This window comes from Neobittarella massiliensis (ex Bilen et al. 2018), from assembly GCF_900289145.1.
GTDB lineage: Bacteria > Bacillota > Clostridia > Oscillospirales > Ruminococcaceae > Neobittarella > Neobittarella massiliensis.
Window position 1 is genome coordinate 312,275 of the sequence record NZ_OKQO01000003.1, and the last position, 21,076, is coordinate 333,350.

Here is a 21,076-nt window from a genome sequence, read left to right on the forward strand (position 1 = left end):
TCGAGTAAAATAAAAAAGAGCGGACCTGAGAGATAGCTCTCGGGTCCGCTCTTTTTGGTGCCCTGACGGGGTGCGGATCTACTGTTTGTCTTCCATATCCAACACGTCGTCTTTTGACAGAGGGATATCGTAGATCTCGCTGTAGGCGCTCACTTCCGGGTTGGTCACCGGCGGAGTGGGCACCAGGCCCGTGCACTCGGTGCTCGAGGCCACGGCCATCATCTCCTCATACAGCTCCTCCTCGTCATAGGGGTCAACAGGCATATTCGGTGTTTCACGCATTGCCGCCTCAGCTCCTTTCAGGCACCCATAGTATGCCCTGAAATGCGCCGGGCATGTGGCCGCCGCCAAATCGGCCACCAGAGCAGTTTTATATGATGTCGGCGAGCACCTGAAACATCTGCTCCGGCGGCTCGGCGCCGCCGGCATTCAGCGAGCGCTCGACCAGCCGAAAGCCATCGTTCAAAATTATAAACGGGACAGATATGCCGCCACCGACTGATGCCTATAATGGACCTATAGATACCGCTTTTTGCGATGGTTCGATGATGGTATCGGTACGAACCGTTTTATCCTACCGGGTGTGTGTCAGAACCTCCTGTAAGGTCAGGTCAAATAAAAGGCCTACTGTGCAAGCTGGTATGGAGGTATCTATAGTGGTTTTGATAAAGGTGTCCCATCTGCCGCTAAAGGTGTTTATCCGTATAAAAGCAGTGATCTTATGGGCACGGGCATCATAACAGGTACAAAAAATGCCCGTCGGCACCGTGCCCAGCGGACATTTTTGCCATTGAGGCGGGGGATAGGAGCTGGCGGCAGTAACAGGATCAGTTGCTGCCGGAATTGAAAAACGGGGCCAATGCCTGGGCCACTCCGCTGACCGGCATGGTCTGTAAGGTCACCTTGCCCGGCCCGGTCACAACGGTGTTAAAAAATCCCTCGCCGCCCAAAAACTTGTTTTTAATGCCTTTTACCGTCTGTATCTCCATGGTGCAGGTGGCATCCATCATGGCCAGATTGCCGGTATCTACGACCATGCTCTGGCCGGGCTGCAAGTCGTACTCGACGGCATAGCCGTCGATCTCGACAAAGGCCGTACCACTGCCCGACAGCCGCTGCATAATAAAGCCCTCACCGCCAAAAAAGCCGGCGCCCAATTTTTTCTGGAAATGCAGCGAGAGCTGTACCCCCGATTCCGAGGCCAAAAACCCGGTCTTCTGCACGATGACCGGGTGCTCGGGCGAGATAGAGATCGCGCGGATAGAACCGGGGAAGCTGGAGGCGAAGGCGATAAGTCCAGGACCGCCCTGGGCGGTATAGATGTTTTGGAACATGGCCTCACCCGAGAACATGCGGCCAAAAGCCTTGCCGATACCGCCGGCCGAGGTCTGCATATCCATATTGGGCGACATCCAGGCCATCGACCCCTTTTCGGTGATCATTGACTCGCCGGCGGCGAGCGAACAGGTGACGACTGGCATGGGCTCGCCGATGATTTGATACTGCATGGTAAATCCTCCTCTAAATAGGTCATACGGCTAAAAACGAGCTGTAGCGGTCTCTGGGCCATCTCCGCTGCACACAGATGACAAATCGCAGCGGCCCCTCTTACCGGCTACCTCTTTACTATACAGGACCAACGGGCTATTTGGCAACAAGAAACCGTCCCAGTCTACAGCTGCTGTGGCGTCAGCTCCACACAGTGCCAGTCAAATCCGGCCTGATCCATGAGCGCTAAATAGGGCAGGGGGTCAAAATATTCCGGCGAAAACACGCCGCTGTCGCGCCACACCCCAGTGGCGATCAGCTCAAGGGCCAGCGCGGCGCCAAAACCAGTCTGGGCCACTACAGCCTGCATGTCCCAATCGGCCATAGCTCTGGTATTTTCATAGGTCTGGTACAAAAACACCTCTTTGCGCCGCCCGTCTTTTTGGCCGATACAGTGCACCCCCACACACATGCTGCCGGTCATCTCGCGGCCGATATCTCTGGGCTGGGGCGCGCAGGCCGCCACCACATCTCGGGGGACCACCTGTACACCCCCCACGTTTACCGGCTTTAAACTGCGCAGCCCCAATGCATCCAGCGTCTTTAGCGCGGTTATCAAATTGGGGTCCAGCGCGATCTTAAAAGTGGCCCGCTTTAGTCCGTAGCGCGCCAGGTAGCGGGGCATCGTCACCACCTCTTCATGCTCCACCTTTACCAGGTGGTTGGAGCCGATGCCGTCGGGCATCACAAAGGTCTCGCCGCCGGTCAGGGCGGGCTCCACGATCAGCCCGCCCCGGTCGCGGTCATACTCCACGTTGGGGTTCATGCACTCATCGAGCACCGTCCACACATTAAAGCCAAAGGCGATCTGGTCCGGTCCCGCCCCGGGGATAGACAGGTCACCGCCATCTTTTACGTGCACCTCCTCCAGCGAGTCAAACAGGTACTGTGCGGCGTAGCGGGCAAATACGTTCACCACTCCCGGGTCTATACCCAGGCAGATGCAGGCCATCCGGCCGCGCTGCTGCCACTCCTCATGGCGGCTAAAGTTGTAAGCGGTCATCGGGCGGTCGTAGCTGTTTTCGATCCCCGGTCCGTAGGCCGGTCTCTGGCTGGGGATCGACCAGGTGCCCATGTTGGCGTAGTCGGCCCCGGCTAAAAAGGCGGCGTCAAAAATGTTATCAGCTACAAACGGTGCTGCCGCATCCATGATCAGGTCGATCTGGTGCGCCTGTGCCAGGTCGGCGATAGCCTGGGTGCTGCGGGCGTCCAGCGCCGCCACGGTACAGCGTTCAGGAAAGGGGAGCCTTGCTACCACCTGCCGTGCCCGCGCGATATCGATATCGCAGACCAGCGCCCCGGTAAACCAGTGCCCCTCTCGGTCGCGTGTCTGCATGACCTTCAAAATACACTCCCCGACCGCTCCGGCCCCCACCAACATCATCTTCATTTTCAGTTCCTCCACCAATTTGTATTTTGTCCCAACAGCCATACACAGGCGCGAATGTGTCCAGATCACACGGTCTTACCGGCAGTGGTATCTACACCAAAAAAGAGAGAGCCGGCGCGCCAAATGCGCACATGCTCTCTCTGTCCTTTTGCCAGTTGGTTATTGCCACGTAGGCGGCGGCCGCAGCCGCTCTCTTCAGAGGTCCGTCTGGCTACCTTCCTTTTTGCCTGTCAGTTTCTGCCGCCGGGGAAATGTGCGCCCCGGGCGGTTTGCTTCTTCGGCCCCGGCGTCTCATCGCGCCGATGTCTAGGGTCGCCATCCACCGTATATGCTGTTTTCTGTATCCATCTTACTGAAAAAAGATGATTTGTCAAGTGTTTCAAGGGCAGCTTTGTGGAGCTATAATAAAGGGAGAAAAGTAGGAGAGAGGACAGAATGAAAAATAAAGGTGTTTACCGCTTTCGAGCCGAGATCAAAAAAGTTCCGGATATCGATGGCGCCTATGTAGAGATCCCTTTTGACGTGCGGGCAGAATTTGGCCGCGGCCGGGTCCCGGTACATGCCACCTTCGACGGCTGCCCTTATGACGGCAGTCTGGTGCGCATGAAAACGCCCGGCCATATATTGGGTCTGCGAAAAGATATTCGCGCAAAGATCGGCAAACAGCCAGGCGATCAAGTAGAGGTCTGCCTGTGGGAGCGAAAATAAGCGTGTAAATGTAATTAGCTTTACACACAAATACGGCAAGATCTGACAAAGATCCCTGTATTACAGGGGTTTTTGCATATGTAAAGTGAAAACACATTACAATCAAGGCGAAGCGGTACAGCAAAAATAAGCGGGGAGAACTGGCGACTGGCAGCAAAATGAACCTCTTCAATATTCACGGACCCCGCTTTACAGGGTGGCTATTTGCCGGTGTTGTTTGCTGATGGCCAAAAGAGTGCTGTGGACGGCAGGCACCGCTTTGTGGATGTGCTGGCTCAGTACGCCCCCGCGGCCGGCCCGTCGCTTCCCGCCGCCGGCAGCCGTTAGCTGTGCCTGCACGTGTAAGCGTGGGTAAATAAAAGAAGTTCCAGATCTGACCGGAGAAGTTTATCCGGATGCCAAAGAGGGGGCCGCAGCTTTAAAAGCTGCGGCCCCCTCTTAAGTGGAGATTTTTTTACTTTTCCTGCAGATAGTGGTTAATGGCCTGGGCCGCCTTTTTACCGGCGCCCATGGCCAGGATCACCGTTGCCGCCCCGGTCACCGTGTCGCCGCCGGCGTAAACACCTTGGCGAGAGGTGAGCCCGGTATCCTCCTCGGCAATGATACAGCCGCGGCGGTCGGTTTGCAGCCCCTCGGTAGTGTTGCGGATCAGGGGGTTGGGGGAGGTGCCGATCGCCATGATCACACAGTCTACCTCCATGGTAAAGGCCGAACCCTCTTTGACCACCGGCCGCCGCCGGCCCGATTCGTCGGGTTCGCCCAGCTCCATCTTCATGCAGGTCATGCCGTTTACAAATTTGTGCTCGTCGCCCAGTATCTCGGTGGGGTTGGTGAGCGTATCAAAAATGACCCCTTCCTCTTTGGCGTGCTCGATCTCCTCCCGGCGGGCGGGCATCTCGGCATCACTGCGGCGGTAAACGATATGTACCTCTTCGGCGCCCAACCGCAGCGCGCAGCGCGCAGCGTCCATAGCCACGTTGCCGCCGCCAACCACCGCCACTTTTTTGGCGCGGGAGATGGGGGTATCGCTGCCGGGCAGGTAGGCCTTCATCAGGTTGGTGCGGGTCAAAAACTCGTTGGCCGAGTACACGCCTTTTAGGTTTTCCCCGGGAATACCCATAAACCGGGGCAGCCCGGCGCCAGAGCCCACGAACACCGCCTCGTATCCCTGCTCAAACAGCTCGTCTACGGTGACCGTTTTGCCAACTACCACATTGGTCTGCACATCTACACCCAGCGCTTTCAGGGTGTCTATCTCTTTTTGTACGATGGCTTTGGGCAGGCGAAACTCGGGGATGCCGTACACCAGCACGCCGCCGGCGGTGTGCAGCGCCTCGAAAACCGTCACCTGATAGCCGGCCTTTTGCAGGTCGCCGGCACAGGTCAGGCCAGAGGGGCCCGCCCCCACCACCGCCACCCGGTGGCCGTTGGGCGCCGGTCTCTGCGGGGCAGCGGTGGCATTTTGCATGTGCCAGTCAGCCACAAAGCGCTCCAGTCGACCAATGGCCACCGGCTCGCCCTTGATGCCGCGCACGCATTTTTGCTCACACTGGGTCTCCTGCGGGCAAACCCGTCCGCACACCGCCGGCAGAGAGGACTGGGCCTGCAGCACCTGGTAAGCGCCCTCAAAGTCCCGCTCCTTTATCTTGGAGATAAAACCGGGTATGTCGATCGACACCGGGCATCCGCCCACACAGGGCTTGTTCTTGCAGTTCAGGCAGCGCATGGCCTCGTCTACGGCCTGCTGCTCGCTATAGCCCAGCGCTACCTCATCAAAATTGTGGCGGCGCACCTCAGGGGCCTGCAGGGGCATCTCGTTTTTGTGTAAAGACATGTTGGGCACAGTTACTCTACCTCCTTACTGAGGAGGTTGCAGGTCTCCTCGTACTGGTGGCGCTCAAAATCGCGGTACATGGCCCCGCGCTCCATAGCCTCGTCAAAATCCACCAGGTGGCCGTCAAAATCCGGCCCGTCTACACAGGCAAATTTGGTCTCGCCACCCACCGTCAAGCGGCAGCCGCCGCACATGCCGGTGCCGTCTATCATGATGGGGTTCATGCTGACGACGGTCTTGATGCCGTAGCTCTCGGTCAGCTTGCAGACAAACTTCATCATGATCAGCGGGCCGATGGCGATGACCTCATCGTACTGCTCGCCGGCTTTGATCAGGTCTTCCAGGGCGTTGGTCACCAGCCCCTTTTGCCCGTAAGAGCCGTCGTCAGACATGATGATCAGCTTGTCGCTGACCGCCCGAAACTCGTCCTTTAAGATGACCAGATCCCGGTTGCGAAAGCCCACGATGGTATGTACCACGGCCCCCAGCTGATGCAGCTTTTTCGCTACTGGGTAGGCGATCGCGCTGCCCACGCCGCCGCCGATCACGGCCACCTTTTTAAGCCCCTCCAGGTGACTCGGGGTGCCCAGCGGCCCCACAAAGTCGTGCAGGCATTGGCCCTCGTTCAGGGCGCCCAGCTTGGCGGTGGTGGCGCCCACGATCTGAAAGATAATGGTCACCGTGCCTGCCGCGGGGTCAAAATCGGCAATAGTCAGGGGGATGCGCTCCCCATTTTCATCTACCCGCAAAATGATGAACTGGCCCGGCTGGGCCTTGGCGGCCACCAGTGGGGCCTGTATCTCCATTAAGGTAACGGTGGGGTTGAGCACCTTTTTTCGCTTTATCTCGTACATGGCAACTCCTCTACTCCTGTCTGTGCACAGCCGGGGCGTCTTGGCAGCCGGCTGTCGGTCGCAGTTAAAAAAGGGACGGGGCGCCGCCCCGACCAGGCTTTTAGTATAGCCTATAAACACCGCTTTTGTCTACTGCTGTCGCACCATCAGATGTACCAAACTTTGGCTCTGTAAGGCCACAGGTTCTGCTGCTTGCGGACTGTGGGGGCAGATTGCCTGCCCCCCAAAGACAGCGCTTTCAGCATCGGTACAGCCCGCTGTAGCTCTTAGATGAATAGCTGTATAAACAGAGACTGTTTTTGTGCAAATGGCACAATTTACAAATTGTTCATTGAAATAAAAAAGGGATTGCGGTATTCTCTAATTAGCACTCTAATTGCTCGAGTGCTAATTTTGCGAGAGGGAGATCGTTTCCATGGCTAAAAAACAATTCAAAGCAGAGTCTAAACGGCTGCTCGATTTGATGATCCATTCCATCTACTCCAATCGGGAGATATTCCTGCGCGAGATCTTGTCAAACGCCTCCGACGCCATCGACAAGCTGTGTTACCGCGGCCTGACCGACAGGGAAGTGGGCCTTTCGAGAGACGACTTTTATATCGAGATACTGCCGGATAGAGAGGCGCGCACCATCACCGTGCGCGACAACGGTATCGGCATGGACCGGCAGTCGCTGGAAGAAAACCTGGGTACCATCGCCAGCAGCGGTTCGCTGCAGTTTAAAAAAGAGATCGCCGGCCAAGAAGGAGCCGACGACACCGATATCATCGGCCAGTTCGGCGTCGGCTTTTACTCGGCCTTTATCGTCAGTGACAAGGTCACCGTCATCACCCGCCCCTACGGCAGCGACGTAGCCTATAAATGGATCTCCTCCGGCGCCGACGGCTACACCATTACCGAGTGCGCCCGCGACACTGCCGGCACCGACGTCATCATGCACCTCAAAGAGGACACCGAAGACGACAAGTACAGCGAGTTTTTAGAGGAGTACCGGCTGCGCAGTCTGGTAAAAAAGTACTCCGACTACATCCGCTGGCCCATCAAAATGATGGTCACCAAGTCGCGCCCGGTCGAAGTCGGTGAGGGGGAGGACAAAAAGACCGAGTACGAGCAGTACAGCGAGGTCGATACCCTCAACAGCATGGTCCCCATCTGGCACCGCCCCAAGAGCGAAGTCACCAGCGAGGAGTACGCCGATTTCTACCGCGAGAAGTGCGGCGACTTCGAGGCCCCGCTCACCACCATCCGGGTCAGCACCGAGGGCCTCACCTCCTACGAGGCGCTGCTGTTCATCCCGGCGCGCACCCCCTACAATTACTATTCAAACGACTACCAGAAAGGCCTGCAGCTCTACTCCAGCGGCGTGCTCATCATGGAGAACTGCGCCGATCTGCTGCCCGAGCACTTCCGCTTTGTCAAAGGTGTGGTCGACTCGCCCGATGTGTCTCTGAACATCTCCCGCGAGATGTTGCAGCAGGACCGGCAGGTGCGCACCATCGCCACCAATATCGAAAAGAAGATCCGCCGCGAGCTGGAGAAGCTGCTCGAGAGCGACCGCGAGAAGTACGAGAGCTTCTTTGCCCAGTTTGGCCTGCAGCTCAAATACGGTGCGGTCGGCGATTACGGCGCCCACAAAGATCAGCTGCGCGACCTGCTGCTGTTCTACTCCTCCACCCAGGAAAAGCCGGTCACTTTAAAAGAGTATGTCGCCCGCATGCCCGAGGATCAAAAAGAGATCTATTATGCCTGCGGCGATTCGGTGCAGAAGATCGCCAATCTCCCCCAGACCGAGGCCATCCGCGACCGCGGCTGGGAGATCCTCTACCTCACCGACGAAGTGGACGAGTTCGTGATGCAGATCCTGCACGACCAGGACGGCAAGGAGCTCAAAAACGTCAATGCCGCCGAGCTGCCCGAGAGCGAAGAGGAGAAAAAGGCGGCGAAAGAAAAAGAGGAGCAGAGCGGCGAGCTGCTGGCCTTCTTAAAAGAGACGCTCAAAGACAAAGTCAGCGACGTGCAGATATCCTCTAAGCTCAAAAGCCACCCGGTATTTCTCTCCAGCACCGGCGAAGTCACGCTGGAGATGGAAAAGTACTTCGCCCAGATGAAGATGGAGGACGCGCCCAAAGCCCAGCGAGTGCTCGAGCTGGGGGCTGACCACCCCATGTTTAATAAGCTGCAGCAGGCCTTTAGCAGCGACCGGGACCGCGCCGCCAAGCTGGCCCAGCTGCTCTATCAGCAGGCCAGCCTGATCGCGGGCTTTGCCATCGAGGACCCCACCGCCTACACCGATCTGGTCTGCGAGCTGCTCTAAACAGCCGCCGCCAGAAGAGAGCGACCACATAGGTCAAGGAGATACCCATGCCGGAACTGCCCGAAGTAGAGACGTTGCGCCAGGCGATCGAGCCCTGTATCGTGGGGCGCAAGATCGTCGATACAGCCGTGCTCAAGCAAAAGATCATCGCCCGCCCCCAAGCCGAGACTTTCTGCAGCGCTTTGGCCGGTTGTACCATCACCGCCATGGGTCGCCGCGGCAAATTTCTGACCCTGCAGATGGATAGCGGTGATACGGTGATCCTGCACCTGCGCATGACCGGCAACCTGTTGGCCGCCCCAGCCGACTGGCCCCGGGAAAAACACACCCACGTAGTGTTTTCGCTCAGTGACGGCACGCAGCTGCGGTATGTAGACTCCCGTGGGTTTGGCCGCTTCTGGCTGCAGACGGCAGGCGAACAAGACGATTTCAGCGGTATGGCCAAACTGGGCCCCGAGCCTTTCGACCCCACCTTCACGGCCGGGTACCTGCAAAAGAGCCAGCAAAATCGGCGCCGTCCCATCAAGGAATGCCTGCTAGACCAGAGCGTGGTGGCGGGCATCGGCAACATCTACGCCGACGAGATCCTGTTTGCCGCCGGTATCTGTCCCACCAGCCCGGCCAGCACGCTGCGCCCCAAAGACTGGAGGGCCATAGCGGCGCTCACCCCGCAGATCTTGCAGCAGGGGATAAGCTACAAGCGCCGCACCGCCCGGCAGCACCTGGAGGGAACCGGTAAAAAGTACAGTGAAGAGGTCTTTTTGCAGGCCTATGGCCGCGCCGGTCAGCCGTGTACGCGCTGCGGTACACCCATTGAGCGCACGGTCATTGGCGGGCGCTCCAGCTGTTACTGCCCCCACTGCCAGCCGGTGCCCGGCCGCCCTAAAAAATAGTACATAGCACACACAATACTCTTATATAGGAGCACCGCGGACCCCGGCGTTTTGCCGGGTATTGGCGGTGCTCTTTTTTGGCAGCCCCCGTTTGCATACCAGGAAGCCCCCTTAATAAGTACACCGTATGCACAAAAAGATCTTTAAATGTTTAGCACAGTGCAGTTTTTCGACAAAAATGTTGTTATTTTGTCGAAAAATAGATACCATGTACTTATTACAGGCAGGTAGAACGGGGAGATCTTATGAAAAACAGAGAGCAAAGCCAAAACAGTCCCACCGATCGTCGCGCGGCGATCGATCCGATGTCCGGCCGAGAGCAGCCGCCGGCGCATCGCCCGCAAAAACTGTTGCGGCTGCTGGCCGGCTGCCTGGGGTGTCTGCTTCTGGTGGCGGGGGCTATTCTGCTGGGGAGATATCTGGGTCAGCGGCAACACGTTCATCAGGTCACCGGCTTCCCCCAGGCGCCTGCGATCAGCGGCGAACCGCTCGATGTAGGTGACGGCGTGACGGCCGCGCTGTTGGGCGGATACCGGCAGCTGGGCCTCGATGATCCGCTCCCGGCCGGGCTGGATATAAAAAACCCGGCGCAGCCCTATACCGTCACCGAGGCTGATACCATCCATTTTTACGGCACCGCCAGCCCAAAAGTCACGCTCAAAATAAACGGGGTCAAGGTGCTGTGCAACGCGCGCGGACAGTTCTCGGTCACCGGCCGGCTGTCGCCGGGGCCCAACGCCTTTCACATCGTGTACAAAGACGAGCCGGAACGCCTGTATGTGGTGGTGTGCGACCAGCGCCTTTTGCGTGGGGTGTCACCGGCGCAAGACCTGCAGCTCTCTGCCGGCAGCGGCATTTTGGTAGAGGTGCAGGCCAGCGCCAAGGCGGCGGTTACTGCTCGGCTGCTGGGGGAGGAGATCACGCTCTCCCAGGTACAGCAGCCCGCTGGCGACGAAGAGCGGTCGGCGGCCGGCAGTACCTTTGTGGGTATGCTCTTTGTGCCAGATGATCTGCAGCCGGGCAGCGAAGTGGGCCGTATTCAGATACGGGCCACTGCCGGTGGGCGCACCGAAGAGATGCAGGGCGGCTTGGTCACCGTAGCCGAAAATGGGCCCCAGGCCCTGCCTGCGCCCCCGGCTGACAGCTATCTGCCGCCGGCGGTCGACCCGGGGCAGGATCTGTACCCCGACTACAGTGGCAGCGCGGTGGCCATCCAGGCCGGTCCGGGCGGGGCCGCCGGCTATGCTGCCGGCCAAATGACCAACCTGCCCAGCCCCACGATCTTTCCGCTTGCTACCGGTACCATCGATTTTATCGAGGCCGGCCCCTTGGTCTGCAGCGATCTGGGGTATACCGACCAGTACTACCTGCTGCGCTCCGGCACTAGAGTGCTGGCACGGGAGGTGGCGCTGCTCGGCGAGGAGCAGATACCGGCCAACCACATCGAAGAGATCACCGCACAGCTGGATGGAAAAGACCTGCAGCTTCGCATAAAACAGTCTTGGCGCGCCCCATACCGCATAGAGTGGAGTGAGGGGGGCCTGCTGCTCCACTTTTACTGTCAGGATGGGGCTCGCCCGCTGGTAGAGCTGCCAGTCAACAGCGTGTTTGCCGGTGCCAGCTGGCTGACCGGCGAGGAGCAGGGGAGCCAAACGCTGGCGCTCACCTTTGGCAGTACCGGCCAGTTTCGCGGTGTCAGCAGCAGCTATGACGGCCAGGACCTGGTGCTGCGCTTTGCACCGGTGGTGCGCTCGCTCGCCGGTGCACGGATCTACCTCGACCTCAGCTACAGCGGCTTGTCGCTGGGCGGCGTCACCGATGCGGAGGTACTGCGCGGCATCGCAGCCGAGACTAAGATCCAGCTGGAGACCCGCGGTGCCCAGGTGTGTATCGGCGACGGGTCACTGCCGCCAGATCAGCGGGTACAGGCCTGTCGCGACTGGGGCGGAACGCTGTTTTTGCAGCTGCGGCTGGCGAGCGCTGGCCAGTCCGCCGCCAGCGGCTGCACGGCCAGTTACTTTACCCCCTACTCGGCGCGGCTGGCGGGCAACCTCACAGCGGCGCTGTCGTCGGCGACTCCGCTGCGCGACCTGGGCGCCGCCCAGGGGTATCTCTCCGTCACCCGCCAGTTTACCTGCCCGGCAGTAGCGCTCTCCTGCGGCCATCTGAGCGACCCTGACGACCTGGATTATCTGTCCAGCACACCGGGCAAAAAGCAGGTGGCAGCGGCCATTGCCGACGGTATCTACGCCGGGTCGTGACTCGTGCCACAGGGCACATCACCGCCGACGGCGACCCTGCAAAATGTTCTGGGATCAGCAGATCCTGGACCAGTCGTATATCAAAAAGCCGCAGATCGGCCAGCTGGCCAACATACTGGACCTTAATGGCCAGATCCTCTACTGCGACGAGCTGGTCGCGCGCCTGTAAACTGGGGCAGAGGCGTGCCCATTCAACACTGCGCTTTTATTAAAAACAGCCGGCAGCGGGTCCGGCTGTTTTTTAGTGGGAAAAAGTTGACATACTGCTGTCAGCTTCGCTGTGCTATGATAGCAGTAGTAAACAGGGGCAGGCATCTTAAAGAGGAACCGAAGTACCAAAAGCCCCTGGATCAAGAGAGGGTAGACCAGATGGGATTTATCACCGTAGATCAGCACAATATCGACACCGAACACATCTGTTGCGCCATCGCCGATAAAAAAGGCGAGCACTGTGTGTCCTCCAAAAAGATGTGGATGAAACAGCGCTTTGCCGATGGGCTCACCTTTGTCAAACTCGACCAGCGCGGCAAGGTGTTCATCGAGTACCTACCGGCTCAAAGCGCCTGGTACCCCATACAGGCCAGCGGGTATATGCACATTGACTGCCTGTGGGTGGCGGGCAAGTTCAAAGGTCAGGGGTACGCCAGCGAACTGCTGGACCGCTGTATCGCCGATGCCGAGCAGCGGGGATTTTGCGGGCTCACAGTGCTGTCATCAGCGAAAAAGCGCCCCTTTTTAAGCGACCCCGGCTATCTAAAGCACCGGGGATTTGCAGTGGCTGATACCGCACAGCCCTATTTTCAGCTCTGGTACCTGCCTTTTACCAGCAGTGCACCGGTGCCCCAGTTTCGCAGCTGCGCCCGCTCCGGCCAGATCAAAGAGCAGGGCCTGGTGCTCTACTACACCAATCAGTGCCCCCACACCGAAAAATATGCGCCGCTCATTTGCCAGCTGGCGGCAGACCACGGCCTGCAGCTGTCGCTGCGCAAGCTGCAAACTACCCGGCAGGCACAGGCGGCCCCCACGGCTTCTCCCACCTACAGCCTGTTTTACGGCGGCCACCTGGTAACCAGCGAGATCCTGTCGCCGGCCAAGTTCGAGAAGTTTTTACAAAAACAGGGCCTTATACCGCTGTGACTAGCTCACTTGTAAAACCGTATATGGCCGTTTTCCTCCGGCGGCGCCACAGGTAAAAAAAGCCCGGCACCTCACAGCAAGGTGCCGGGCTTTTAACAAATTTTTAGCACACCGCCTGCATCTGCGGCAAAAAACAGGTCTGGCCGGCGCCACACTCAAAATGGTATTTGACGATGCCCACGTTCACCTCGGCACAGCTGCCGCCGGTGGCGTGTACCTGCACCTCCCCGTCGGCCAGCGACACGATGAACTTCTGCTGATTCATAGCTGTGGGTGCCAGCATGGCCGCCTCCATCCCGGCGCGAAACCAGTCGGGCATCGGGCCATTTACGCGGCACAGCGCCGAGAGCGGCTTGCTCTTGTGGGCGGTGCCCTGCGTGGTCCCATGCCCCAAAGCGATCACGCACACCAGCTTTTGCCCCTCTTTCAGCACCGCCGCGCACCTGTTTTTGCGATAGGTACCGGCCACCCAGCAGCTGTTTAGCCCCAGCTGACCGGCGCGCAGAGCAAGGCGCTGGCCAAAATAGCCGGCGCGCTGTGGTAGGTCGGGTGTGTCCTCACCCGCCAGGAGCAGGTAGTTGCGCACACCGCGAAACCCGCTGCAGCGGGCCATCAGGCTGCCAAAGGCCTCCGGCTCGTCGGTGACGAGCTGTATGTCCAGCCCCCCCTGTCCGTTGCAGGCGGCTATCTCCTCCCGCAGCGCCTGCAAAACAGGTTCCTCGATCTTTTGGTCGGTGTAGCTGCGCACCGCATGGCGGTCGCGCAGCGCCTGCATCAGGTCCATATTTGCCCCTTTCTGTGCAGCGGCCTGGGCCGGCTGCAAATGTTTCGGCACGCACCCGCATACATAAAAGCAGCGGGGAATCTACTCTACTATTATAGCACACCGCCGCCAACAGGTGTGCGGGCCGACAAAAGAGGGCAAACCGTACGGCGCCAGGCCTGTCCGGCGGTCTTTTCTGGCATTTTTGGACATAGACTTTACAAAAAGTGCCTGGCAAGACAGGATGCGTAATGCGTGGGAGGGAGAACGGTGAGAAACGACAGGGATTACCGGACTTATAGCAGGGATACACGTCCATCGCGGCGGGAGGAGCGCACAAACAGCGGGCTCGTCACCTTGGTGCAGATCGGGCTTACCGCTCTGCTGGTGGGGGGGATAGCGCTCACTCAGTGGGTAAAGCCAACCTTTTTCGAAGATGTGCGAAAAGATTTTAAAGCCGTCATCTACCGTGAAGAGGACCTGTCCGAGGCACAGGATGTGCTGTGGCAGGTGTACGATAAGCTCGGCGGCAAAGAGAGCGAACAAAAAGATAGCAGTCGACAGAGCTCCTCGGCCGATGCTTCGTCTGGCAGCCAGTCCAGCGGCAGCGGTACCGGTACCAGCAGCACTGCCGACAGCGCTGCCCAGTCCTCCAGCGCGCAGGCCACCGCCAGTCAGGGCGCCACTACCACCACAGTGCTGGCGGCGCCGGGCACGCTGGTGCGTCAGGGCGAGGCGCTGGGTCAGGGCGGCGGTCAGGAGGTGGATCAGTCGGTGCTGGCCACCGCCCAGAGCGGTGAGGCGCTGGCCCCGCCGGAAAATGCCAGCTACGAGCCTTTTTCGCTCACCCAGCAGCCCACACTGCCGGTCAAAGACCCCACCGTCACCTCGCCGTTTGGCTACCGCGATCACCCGCTGACCGGCAAGCTGGATTTCCACACCGGCATCGATCTGGCAGTGCCTATGGATACCCGTATCGCCGCCACGCTGTGCGGGGTAGTAAAAGAGGCGGGCCAGTCAGAGGTGTACGGCAACTACCTGCTCATCGACCACGGCGATGGGCTGCAGAGCTTTTACGGGCACTGCAACAGTCTGCTGGTCTCGGCCGGCACTGTGGTCCGTCAGGGCGAGACCATTGCTCGGGTGGGCACTACCGGCTGGTCCACCGGCCCCCATCTGCACTTTGAATTTCGCATAAACGGGGTGCGGCTCAACCCAACTTGGGCCTTCCCGCAACTGGCATGAGATTTGCCCTAAAAGGGACCGAGATCGCCGTCAGCCCGCTGTATCTTTTTTTGCTGCTGTGCATCTCGGTGTTCGACTATACGGGTATCGTGCGCACCGCCCTGGTGGCTAGCCTGCTGCACGAAGCCGGGCACCTGGCAGTGCTCCTGTTACAGCGCCAAAAAATATACGGTCTCTATTTTTCCCCCGCCGGTATCCGGCTCGACCGCGGCGGCGATTACCTGCCGGGCCTGCGCGATATACCGGTATTTTTGGCGGGCCCGGCGGTCAATCTGCTCTGCGGTCTGGCGGCGCTGGCGGCGCTGCAGCAGCGCTTTCAGGTAGATGTGCTCATCTTCTGTCTGGTGCACCTGCTGCTGGGCGGCTTTAACCTGCTGCCGGTCTCGGTGCTCGACGGCGGCCAGGTGCTCTACCTGCTGTTGTGGCGCGCCTTTGGCCGCCGCCGGGCCGATGTGGCCAGCGCGCTTTTGTCCTATGCGGTACTGGGTCTGCTCTGTCTGGCCGGCGCCTGGCTGTTGCTGCATACCGGCGGCAACCCCACGCTGCTCATCGCCGGGCTGTATCTGCTCTGGGCCCAGCGCCGGCAGGGAAGCGGTTGAGCAGAGCACATCAGATCTTTAGAGGAGCTGGCTGATAGCCGGCTCCTTTTTTGCCGCGCTCACAGCAAAACGATTGGCAACGAGCAGGGAGCACAACCGGGAGATCGAGCTGCCGATTTGCTTTTATCGGTAAAAGCGCGGTATAATCAGGTCAGAGTAAAATAAAAAATGGTCCCTCTGCACCGCCAGATGTGACCGGGGAGGTGTGCGCATGCGCAGTGTAGAGGCAGAACAGATAGCACAGAGGTTCATCCAGTGCTATTTGCGCCGGGATCTGGACGGGATAGGGGAGCTCTTGGCTCAGCCGCTGTTTTGGATAGGCGCAGAAAAGAGCGATGTGTTTTACAGCTTCGAGGATGTGTGCGCCCACATGCGCCAGCTGCACGGCGACCCAAAGGTGCAGCTCCTGCTGGAAAACATGCAGGTCGAGAGCTTTTCCTCCGGCCGCGACACCACCACCGTGCTGGCTTTTCTGCGGCTGGGCGTAGAGGCAGAGAGCGGCGCCTCTATGCTCACGGTGCGCATGACGCTGCAGCTGCGCTCTCTGCCGCAGGGGTGGCGCATCTGCTGCATCCATTCCTCGGTGCCCTATTTTCCGCCTCAAGACGCCTCCGCCGTCCAGGTGACCCGGCGGCAGTTGGAAGAGCTGCGCCTGCGCGATGCGCTCACCGGCATCTACAATATGGAGGGCTTTGTCGCCGCCGCCGACCAGCTGCGCCGCCGGTGGCCGCAAAACACCTATGTCTTTTTAAAGTTCGGCATCAACGGCTTTCGCTACATCAACCGCACCAGCGGCTTTGTGGTGGGCGACCAGGTGCTGCGGCACATCGCCGGCCACCTGCAGGCCAGCTGTAGCGAGCAGGAGACCTGTGGCCGGGTAGAAAAAGATATCTTTGCCGCCATGCTCGTCTTTCGCGGCAAAGCCGATATGGCCCGCCGCATGGAGCAGATACGCGCCGCGCTCGTCGACGAGGAACTGCGCCGGCAGCTCAGTGTCGAGATCAACTTCACTGCCGGTCTCTATCTGCCGCCCAACTTGCAGGGCGAGGAGATCAAAGATATGCTCGACAAGGCCCTGGTCGCCCAGCAGTCGCTCGACAGCAGCCGTGCAGTGAGCGAATACGTGTACTATGCCCCCGAGATGTCGGCCCGCTGGTACGCCGACTCGCAGCTGATGGCCAAAGCGATGTCGGCGATCGAGAGCGGCGCCTTCAAACTGTACATACAGCCGCAGGTAGAGCTCGCTACCGGCTCGCCGGCTGCGGGGGAGGCGCTGGTGCGCTGGCAGCAGCCCGATGGTTCTCTCATCATGCCGGGGGCGTTCATCCCCCTGTTCGAGCACAGCGAGTTTATTTTGGAGTTCGATTTCTACATGTTAGATCTGCTTTGTCGGCATCTGCGCCGCTGGCTAAATGAGGGCCGGCCGGTGTTGCCGGTATCCATCAACCAGTCGCGCCGGCACCTGGCCCACAGCCGCTACCTGGAGGACTTTTGCTCGGTGGTCGACAAGTACCGCATCCCCCACGAGCTGATCGTGTTCGAGCTGACCGAGAGCACCTTTGTCGAGTATAACGACGAGGTCTATGTCATGGCTCGGCGGCTGCACGAGATGGGCTTTTTGCTGGCCATCGACGATTTCGGCACCGGCTATGCCTCCCTCAACATGCTCAGTATGCTCTCGGCGGACATCTTAAAGATCGACCGCAGTCTGGCCATCGACTGCGAGAAGAACCGCCGCAGCGTCGTCATTTTGCAAAAGGTGGTGGAGATGGCCCACGAGACCAAAATGATCGCTGTGTGTGAGGGGATAGAGACTGCCGGTCAGCTCGACTGCGTGCGGCAGCTGGGGTGCGATGTGGTCCAGGGCTTTTACTACGCCCGGCCCATGCCGGCCGAAGACTTTGCCGGCCAGTATCTCGCCCCCTGCGCCGTCAGCCATTAGCGCGGTGCCCGCCCGCGGCTGGCGGTCTCAATAAAAATGCCACACTTACATAAAATAGATCCAAGCGATTCCTCCTAAAAGAAAGCACCTCTCTAAGCGGGCCCGGACCAGATGTCGTCCGGGCCCGCTCTCTTGTTTTTTACGGGCTCCGCACCGGCATATACTGGCGATTGCAAACCGTGTCGAGATAGGCTATAATACCTTAGAATGGCCCGGGATCACGCATTTTCAGGCCGCGTAGAGGTCCGGTGTCCACAACCGTTTTTGGAGGAAGAGCATGCTGCGAGACGAGATAGAGCGCGTACTGCTGCGCGTACAAAAACCCGCCCAATACATCGGCGGCGAGATGGGGAGCATACAAAAAGACAAGAGCGAGATCGATCTGCGCTTTGCCTTCTGTTTTCCCGACACCTACGAGGTGGGCATGAGCCATCTGGGCATGAAGATCCTCTACGGGCTGCTCAACACCCGCGAAAATTTTTGGTGCGAGCGCTGCTTTGCCCCCTGGACCGACATGGAGGCCGAGATGCGGCAAAACCACATCCCCCTCTACGCGCTCGAGAGCCTCGATCCGCTCACCGATTTCGATATCCTCGGCTTTACCCTGCAGTACGAGCTGAGCTTTACCAACATTTTAAATATGCTCGACTTGGCGGGCATTCCGGTGCTGGCCAAAGACCGCCACGACCTCAAAAATCTGGTGGTGGCCGGCGGCCCCTGCGCCTGCAACCCCGAGCCGCTGGCCCCCTTTATCGACCTGTTCTTGCTGGGTGAAGGGGAGGAGCTCAACATGGAGGTATGCGACCTCTATCTGGCCTGCAAACAGGCCGGCGAGAGCAAGCAGCAGTTTTTGCAAAAGGCCTGCCGCATCCAGGGGGTCTACGTGCCCAGCTTCTACCAGGTACACTACCACCAAGACGGCACCGTCAAAGAGGTAGAGCCCTTAAACGGCGCTCCGGAAGTGGTCAGCAAGCGCATCGTAAAAGATCTCGACCGCGCCTATTTCCCCGATACTTTTGTCGTCCCCTTTACCGATATCGTGCACGACCGCGCCATGACCGAGGTGCTGCGGGGCTGTATCCGCGGCTGCCGCTTCTGTCAGGCGGGCTTTATTTATCGCCCATTTCGCGAGAAGTCGCCGGAGGTCATCGACCGGCAGGCAAAATGTCTGTGCGACAGCACCGGCTACGACGAGGTGTCGCTCACCTCGCTTTCCACCAGCGATCTCTCCACCATTGAGCCGCTGCTCGAAAAGCTGCTCTCCTGGTCCGAGCGCGACCACGTCAGCTTGTCGTTGCCCTCTTTGCGGGTGGATAATTTTTCAGAGGAACTGGTGGAGAAGATCAGCTCGGTGCGCAAGTCGAGCCTCACCTTTGCCCCCGAGGCCGGCACCCAGCGCCTGCGCAACGTCATCAACAAAAACGTCAGCCAACAGGAGATCGACCACACCTGCCGCGTGGCGTTCGAGGGCGGATACACCAACATCAAGCTCTATTTTATGATCGGCCTGCCCACCGAGACCGAAGAGGACGTCTGCGGTATCGTAGACACCGCGCAGGGGGTCGTGAATCTCTATTATCAAAATCCCGACCGCCCCAAGGGCAGGTCGGTGAGCGTCTCGGTGAGCGCGGCCTGCTTCGTGCCCAAGCCGTTTACTCCTTTCCAGTTCGAGCCGCAGGCCACCATGGATGAGCTGCGCGAAAAGCAGCAGCTCATGCGCCAGCATCTGCGCACCAAAAAAGTGCGCATCTCCTCTCACGACGCCAAGACCAGCTTTATCGAAGGGGTGTTTGCCCGCGGCGACCGCCGCCTGGGTCAGGCGCTCCTGCTGGCCTGGCAGCGCGGCTGTAAGATGGACGGCTGGAGCGAGTACTTCGATTTTGACAAGTGGGTGCAGGCCATCGCCGACTGCGGGCTCGACCCCGCCTTTTACGCCAACCGGCGGCGTCCCTACGACGAGGTGCTCCCCTGGGATCACCTGTATTTCGGGGTAGACAAGGCGTTTTTGATCCGCGAAAACAAAAAGGCGCACGCCGATACCGCCACCCCCCACTGCCGGCTGCAGTGCAGTGGGTGCGGCGCCAATAAACTGTTAGGAGGGCCCTGTTTTGGAACCGCTGAAAACTGTTAGGCTGTGGTTTGAAAAGACCGGCCGCGCCAAATACATCTCCCACCTCGACCTGGTGCGCTGCGTGACCCGGGCACTCAAGCGCTCGGGCCTGCCGGTGTGGTACACCCAGGGCTTTAATCCCCACATCTATCTCACCTTTGCGCTGCCGCTGTCGCTGGGGCAGGAGAGCTGCTGCGAGATCATGCAGTTTCGCCTGGTAGAAGAGGTGGAGATGCAGGAGGTGGCCCGCCGTCTGGACGTGGCGCTGCCCGAGGAACTGCGGGTGCGCACTGCCTACGATGCCAGCGAGGGCCGCGATTTTACCAAAATAGCTGCCGCCCGCTACCAGCTGCGTCTGCAGGGCGATAAAAAGCCGCTGGCACTGGCCAGCGCTCTGCAAAAGTTTGTAGAGCAGTCGGCGATCATCACCTCCAAAAAAACCAAAAAAGGCATAAAAGAGGTAGATATCCGCCCCATGCTGCTCGACGCTGAGGTGCGCGCCGAAAAAGAGGCGTGCGCCGCCACACTGCGCTGTGCCGCCGGCACCCAGAAAAACCTCAACCCGGCGCTGCTGCTCGACGCCTTTTGCACCCAGACCGGCTGCCAGCTCTCGGTACAGCGCATCTTCCGCGATCAGCTGTACGATACCGAGGGGGCGCTCTTTCGCTAGGCCCCCGGCCGGACTGTCTGCCGGTATAAAAAGGCAAAAAAAGCTTGCACCGGTACAAAAAGTGTGCTATCATTCTAAAGAATGTTCCGTCAGTGGCCGCTGCTGCTGATGGGGTTAATGTTCAGGACCGACATTAAACCGGGCAGTCCTCTGTTCACGTGCGGTAACCCGCCCGTCCCAATATTTAAGAGACAAGAATGCCTGAAACCAAGGAGGATCATTATGGACGCTTTAAAACTCATGACCAGCTCGATGCTCAAGAGCGAGATGCCCGAGATCAACATCGGTGATACCGTACGGGTACACGTGAAGATCAAAGAGGGCCAGCGCGAGAGGATCCAGGTGTTTGAGGGCACTGTCATCGCCCGCAAACACGGTGGTATCGAGGAGACCTTTACCGTGCGCCGCGTGTCTTACGGCGTAGGCGTAGAGCGCGTGTTCCCGGTACACTCTCCCAAAGTCGAAAAGGTCGAGATCGTCAGAAGAGGCCGTGTTCGCAGGAGCAAGCTGTACTATCTGCGCGATCGCGTCGGCAAAGCTGCCAAAGTCAAAGAGCAGCTCAAGTAATTACTCCACGAAAAAAAGAGCGCGGGTCACCGCGCTCTTTTTTCATGCCGCCAACGGCGGGGCGGGGACCCCCCCCCCCCCCCCCCCCGCCCCCCCCCCCCCCTCCTTTACACCCCCTGTCTCGTTTTAACGAGACAAAAAAACGCAACCGCTTTCCCCCCTAAAAAAGAACCCCTCCCACCCGGCCCCGACCAGCTCGCGCCCCCGGCCCCCCCCCCGCTTCTTTTAGGGCCCCCCCCCC

Annotated in this window: 18 protein-coding genes; 12 read left to right on the top strand and 6 right to left on the bottom strand. The window is 59.3% G+C overall.

Annotated elements, in window-relative coordinates:
• Nucleotides 1–78: 78 nt before the first annotated feature.
• The 3 genes from C6Y32_RS05910 to C6Y32_RS05920 all read right to left on the bottom strand — a co-directional run bounded on the left by C6Y32_RS05910 (nt 79) and on the right by C6Y32_RS05920 (nt 2,938).
• Nucleotides 79–282, bottom strand: a complete 204-nt coding sequence (locus C6Y32_RS05910; RefSeq protein WP_129589398.1) for a hypothetical protein — start codon at nt 280–282, stop codon at nt 79–81.
• A 545-nt stretch (nt 283–827) separates the two neighbouring features.
• Nucleotides 828–1,508 carry a TIGR00266 family protein gene (locus C6Y32_RS05915; RefSeq protein ID WP_105204408.1) on the bottom strand — a complete coding sequence of 227 codons (681 nt, stop codon included), beginning with the start codon at nt 1,506–1,508 and terminating at the stop codon, nt 828–830.
• 164 nt (nt 1,509–1,672) lie between these two features.
• Entirely contained in the window at nt 1,673–2,938 is a 1,266-nt protein-coding gene (locus C6Y32_RS05920) for a saccharopine dehydrogenase family protein (RefSeq protein ID WP_105204409.1), read from the bottom strand.
• Nucleotides 2,939–3,373: 435 nt separating this feature from the next.
• Here C6Y32_RS05920 and C6Y32_RS05925 point away from each other — a divergent pair, with 435 nt between their 5' ends.
• Entirely contained in the window at nt 3,374–3,646 is a 273-nt protein-coding gene (locus C6Y32_RS05925) for a DUF1905 domain-containing protein (protein WP_105204410.1), read from the top strand.
• Nucleotides 3,647–4,100: 454 nt separating this feature from the next.
• Here C6Y32_RS05925 and gltA read toward each other — a convergent pair whose 3' ends face one another.
• Nucleotides 4,101–5,489: an NADPH-dependent glutamate synthase gene (gltA, locus tag C6Y32_RS05930; protein ID WP_105204411.1), complete on the bottom strand. Its 1,389-nt coding sequence runs from the start codon at nt 5,487–5,489 to the stop codon at nt 4,101–4,103.
• A 2-nt stretch (nt 5,490–5,491) separates the two neighbouring features.
• A complete protein-coding gene (locus tag C6Y32_RS05935; RefSeq protein ID WP_105204412.1) occupies nt 5,492–6,334 on the bottom strand; it encodes a sulfide/dihydroorotate dehydrogenase-like FAD/NAD-binding protein in 843 nt (280 codons plus the stop codon).
• Nucleotides 6,335–6,749: 415 nt separating this feature from the next.
• Here C6Y32_RS05935 and htpG point away from each other — a divergent pair, with 415 nt between their 5' ends.
• From htpG to C6Y32_RS05955, 5 genes are all read left to right on the top strand, one after another.
• Nucleotides 6,750–8,648, top strand: coding sequence for a molecular chaperone HtpG (gene htpG, locus C6Y32_RS05940; protein ID WP_105204413.1), 1,899 nt, complete (start codon nt 6,750–6,752; stop codon nt 8,646–8,648).
• A gap of 47 nt (nt 8,649–8,695) precedes the next feature.
• A complete protein-coding gene (mutM, locus tag C6Y32_RS05945) occupies nt 8,696–9,541 on the top strand; it encodes a bifunctional DNA-formamidopyrimidine glycosylase/DNA-(apurinic or apyrimidinic site) lyase (RefSeq protein WP_105204414.1) in 846 nt (281 codons plus the stop codon).
• A gap of 245 nt (nt 9,542–9,786) precedes the next feature.
• The gene (locus tag C6Y32_RS05950) at nt 9,787–11,802 is read left to right on the top strand and encodes an N-acetylmuramoyl-L-alanine amidase family protein (protein WP_105204415.1); all 2,016 of its coding nucleotides are present in this window, start codon (nt 9,787–9,789) and stop codon (nt 11,800–11,802) included.
• 43 nt (nt 11,803–11,845) lie between these two features.
• Entirely contained in the window at nt 11,846–11,971 is a 126-nt protein-coding gene (locus C6Y32_RS15735; protein ID WP_279386204.1) for a hypothetical protein, read from the top strand.
• Between the two features lie 200 nt (nt 11,972–12,171).
• Nucleotides 12,172–12,939: a GNAT family N-acetyltransferase gene (locus C6Y32_RS05955; RefSeq protein ID WP_105204416.1), complete on the top strand. Its 768-nt coding sequence runs from the start codon at nt 12,172–12,174 to the stop codon at nt 12,937–12,939.
• A gap of 103 nt (nt 12,940–13,042) precedes the next feature.
• On the opposite strand, the gene C6Y32_RS05960 is transcribed toward C6Y32_RS05955, so the two are convergent.
• Nucleotides 13,043–13,723, bottom strand: coding sequence for a nitroreductase family protein (locus C6Y32_RS05960; RefSeq protein ID WP_105204417.1), 681 nt, complete (start codon nt 13,721–13,723; stop codon nt 13,043–13,045).
• Between the two features lie 249 nt (nt 13,724–13,972).
• Between C6Y32_RS05960 and C6Y32_RS05965 the strand changes: the two genes are divergently transcribed.
• The 6 genes from C6Y32_RS05965 (at nt 13,973) to rplS (ending at nt 20,835) form a co-directional block, all read left to right on the top strand.
• Complete coding sequence (locus tag C6Y32_RS05965; protein WP_129589399.1) at nt 13,973–14,947, top strand: M23 family metallopeptidase; 975 nt, start codon at nt 13,973–13,975, stop codon at nt 14,945–14,947.
• The gene (locus tag C6Y32_RS05970; RefSeq protein WP_105204419.1) at nt 14,944–15,546 is read left to right on the top strand and encodes a site-2 protease family protein; all 603 of its coding nucleotides are present in this window, start codon (nt 14,944–14,946) and stop codon (nt 15,544–15,546) included. The genes C6Y32_RS05965 and C6Y32_RS05970 overlap by 4 nt, the downstream gene beginning before the upstream one ends.
• Nucleotides 15,547–15,757: 211 nt before the next feature.
• Nucleotides 15,758–17,488, top strand: coding sequence for an EAL domain-containing protein (locus C6Y32_RS05975; protein WP_105204420.1), 1,731 nt, complete (start codon nt 15,758–15,760; stop codon nt 17,486–17,488).
• Nucleotides 17,489–17,765: 277 nt separating this feature from the next.
• Nucleotides 17,766–19,619, top strand: coding sequence for a TIGR03960 family B12-binding radical SAM protein (locus C6Y32_RS05980; RefSeq protein ID WP_105204421.1), 1,854 nt, complete (start codon nt 17,766–17,768; stop codon nt 19,617–19,619).
• Nucleotides 19,597–20,268: a TIGR03936 family radical SAM-associated protein gene (locus C6Y32_RS05985; protein ID WP_129589400.1), complete on the top strand. Its 672-nt coding sequence runs from the start codon at nt 19,597–19,599 to the stop codon at nt 20,266–20,268. Before C6Y32_RS05980 ends, C6Y32_RS05985 begins: the two co-directional genes overlap by 23 nt.
• Before the next feature lie 222 nt (nt 20,269–20,490).
• Nucleotides 20,491–20,835 (top strand): 50S ribosomal protein L19, encoded by a 345-nt coding sequence (gene rplS, locus C6Y32_RS05990; RefSeq protein WP_105204422.1) that lies wholly within the window; start codon nt 20,491–20,493, stop codon nt 20,833–20,835.
• The last annotated feature ends 241 nt before the right edge of the window (nt 20,836–21,076 follow it).

What these genes read in the sequence shown, in the direction of transcription:
- C6Y32_RS05910 (WP_129589398.1), bottom strand. Translation starts at nt 282, where the DNA reads ATGCGTGAAACACCGAATATGCCTGTTGACCCCTATGACGAGGAGGAG.
- C6Y32_RS05915 (WP_105204408.1), bottom strand. Translation starts at nt 1,508, where the DNA reads ATGCAGTATCAAATCATCGGCGAGCCCATGCCAGTCGTCACCTGTTCG.
- C6Y32_RS05920 (WP_105204409.1), bottom strand. Translation starts at nt 2,938, where the DNA reads ATGAAGATGATGTTGGTGGGGGCCGGAGCGGTCGGGGAGTGTATTTTG.
- C6Y32_RS05925 (WP_105204410.1), top strand. Translation starts at nt 3,374, where the DNA reads ATGAAAAATAAAGGTGTTTACCGCTTTCGAGCCGAGATCAAAAAAGTT.
- C6Y32_RS05935 (WP_105204412.1), bottom strand. Translation starts at nt 6,334, where the DNA reads ATGTACGAGATAAAGCGAAAAAAGGTGCTCAACCCCACCGTTACCTTA.
- htpG (WP_105204413.1), top strand. Translation starts at nt 6,750, where the DNA reads ATGGCTAAAAAACAATTCAAAGCAGAGTCTAAACGGCTGCTCGATTTG.
- mutM (WP_105204414.1), top strand. Translation starts at nt 8,696, where the DNA reads ATGCCGGAACTGCCCGAAGTAGAGACGTTGCGCCAGGCGATCGAGCCC.
- C6Y32_RS05950 (WP_105204415.1), top strand. Translation starts at nt 9,787, where the DNA reads ATGAAAAACAGAGAGCAAAGCCAAAACAGTCCCACCGATCGTCGCGCG.
- C6Y32_RS15735 (WP_279386204.1), top strand. Translation starts at nt 11,846, where the DNA reads ATGTTCTGGGATCAGCAGATCCTGGACCAGTCGTATATCAAAAAGCCG.
- C6Y32_RS05955 (WP_105204416.1), top strand. Translation starts at nt 12,172, where the DNA reads ATGGGATTTATCACCGTAGATCAGCACAATATCGACACCGAACACATC.
- C6Y32_RS05960 (WP_105204417.1), bottom strand. Translation starts at nt 13,723, where the DNA reads ATGGACCTGATGCAGGCGCTGCGCGACCGCCATGCGGTGCGCAGCTAC.
- C6Y32_RS05970 (WP_105204419.1), top strand. Translation starts at nt 14,944, where the DNA reads ATGAGATTTGCCCTAAAAGGGACCGAGATCGCCGTCAGCCCGCTGTAT.
- C6Y32_RS05975 (WP_105204420.1), top strand. Translation starts at nt 15,758, where the DNA reads ATGCGCAGTGTAGAGGCAGAACAGATAGCACAGAGGTTCATCCAGTGC.
- C6Y32_RS05980 (WP_105204421.1), top strand. Translation starts at nt 17,766, where the DNA reads ATGCTGCGAGACGAGATAGAGCGCGTACTGCTGCGCGTACAAAAACCC.
- rplS (WP_105204422.1), top strand. Translation starts at nt 20,491, where the DNA reads ATGGACGCTTTAAAACTCATGACCAGCTCGATGCTCAAGAGCGAGATG.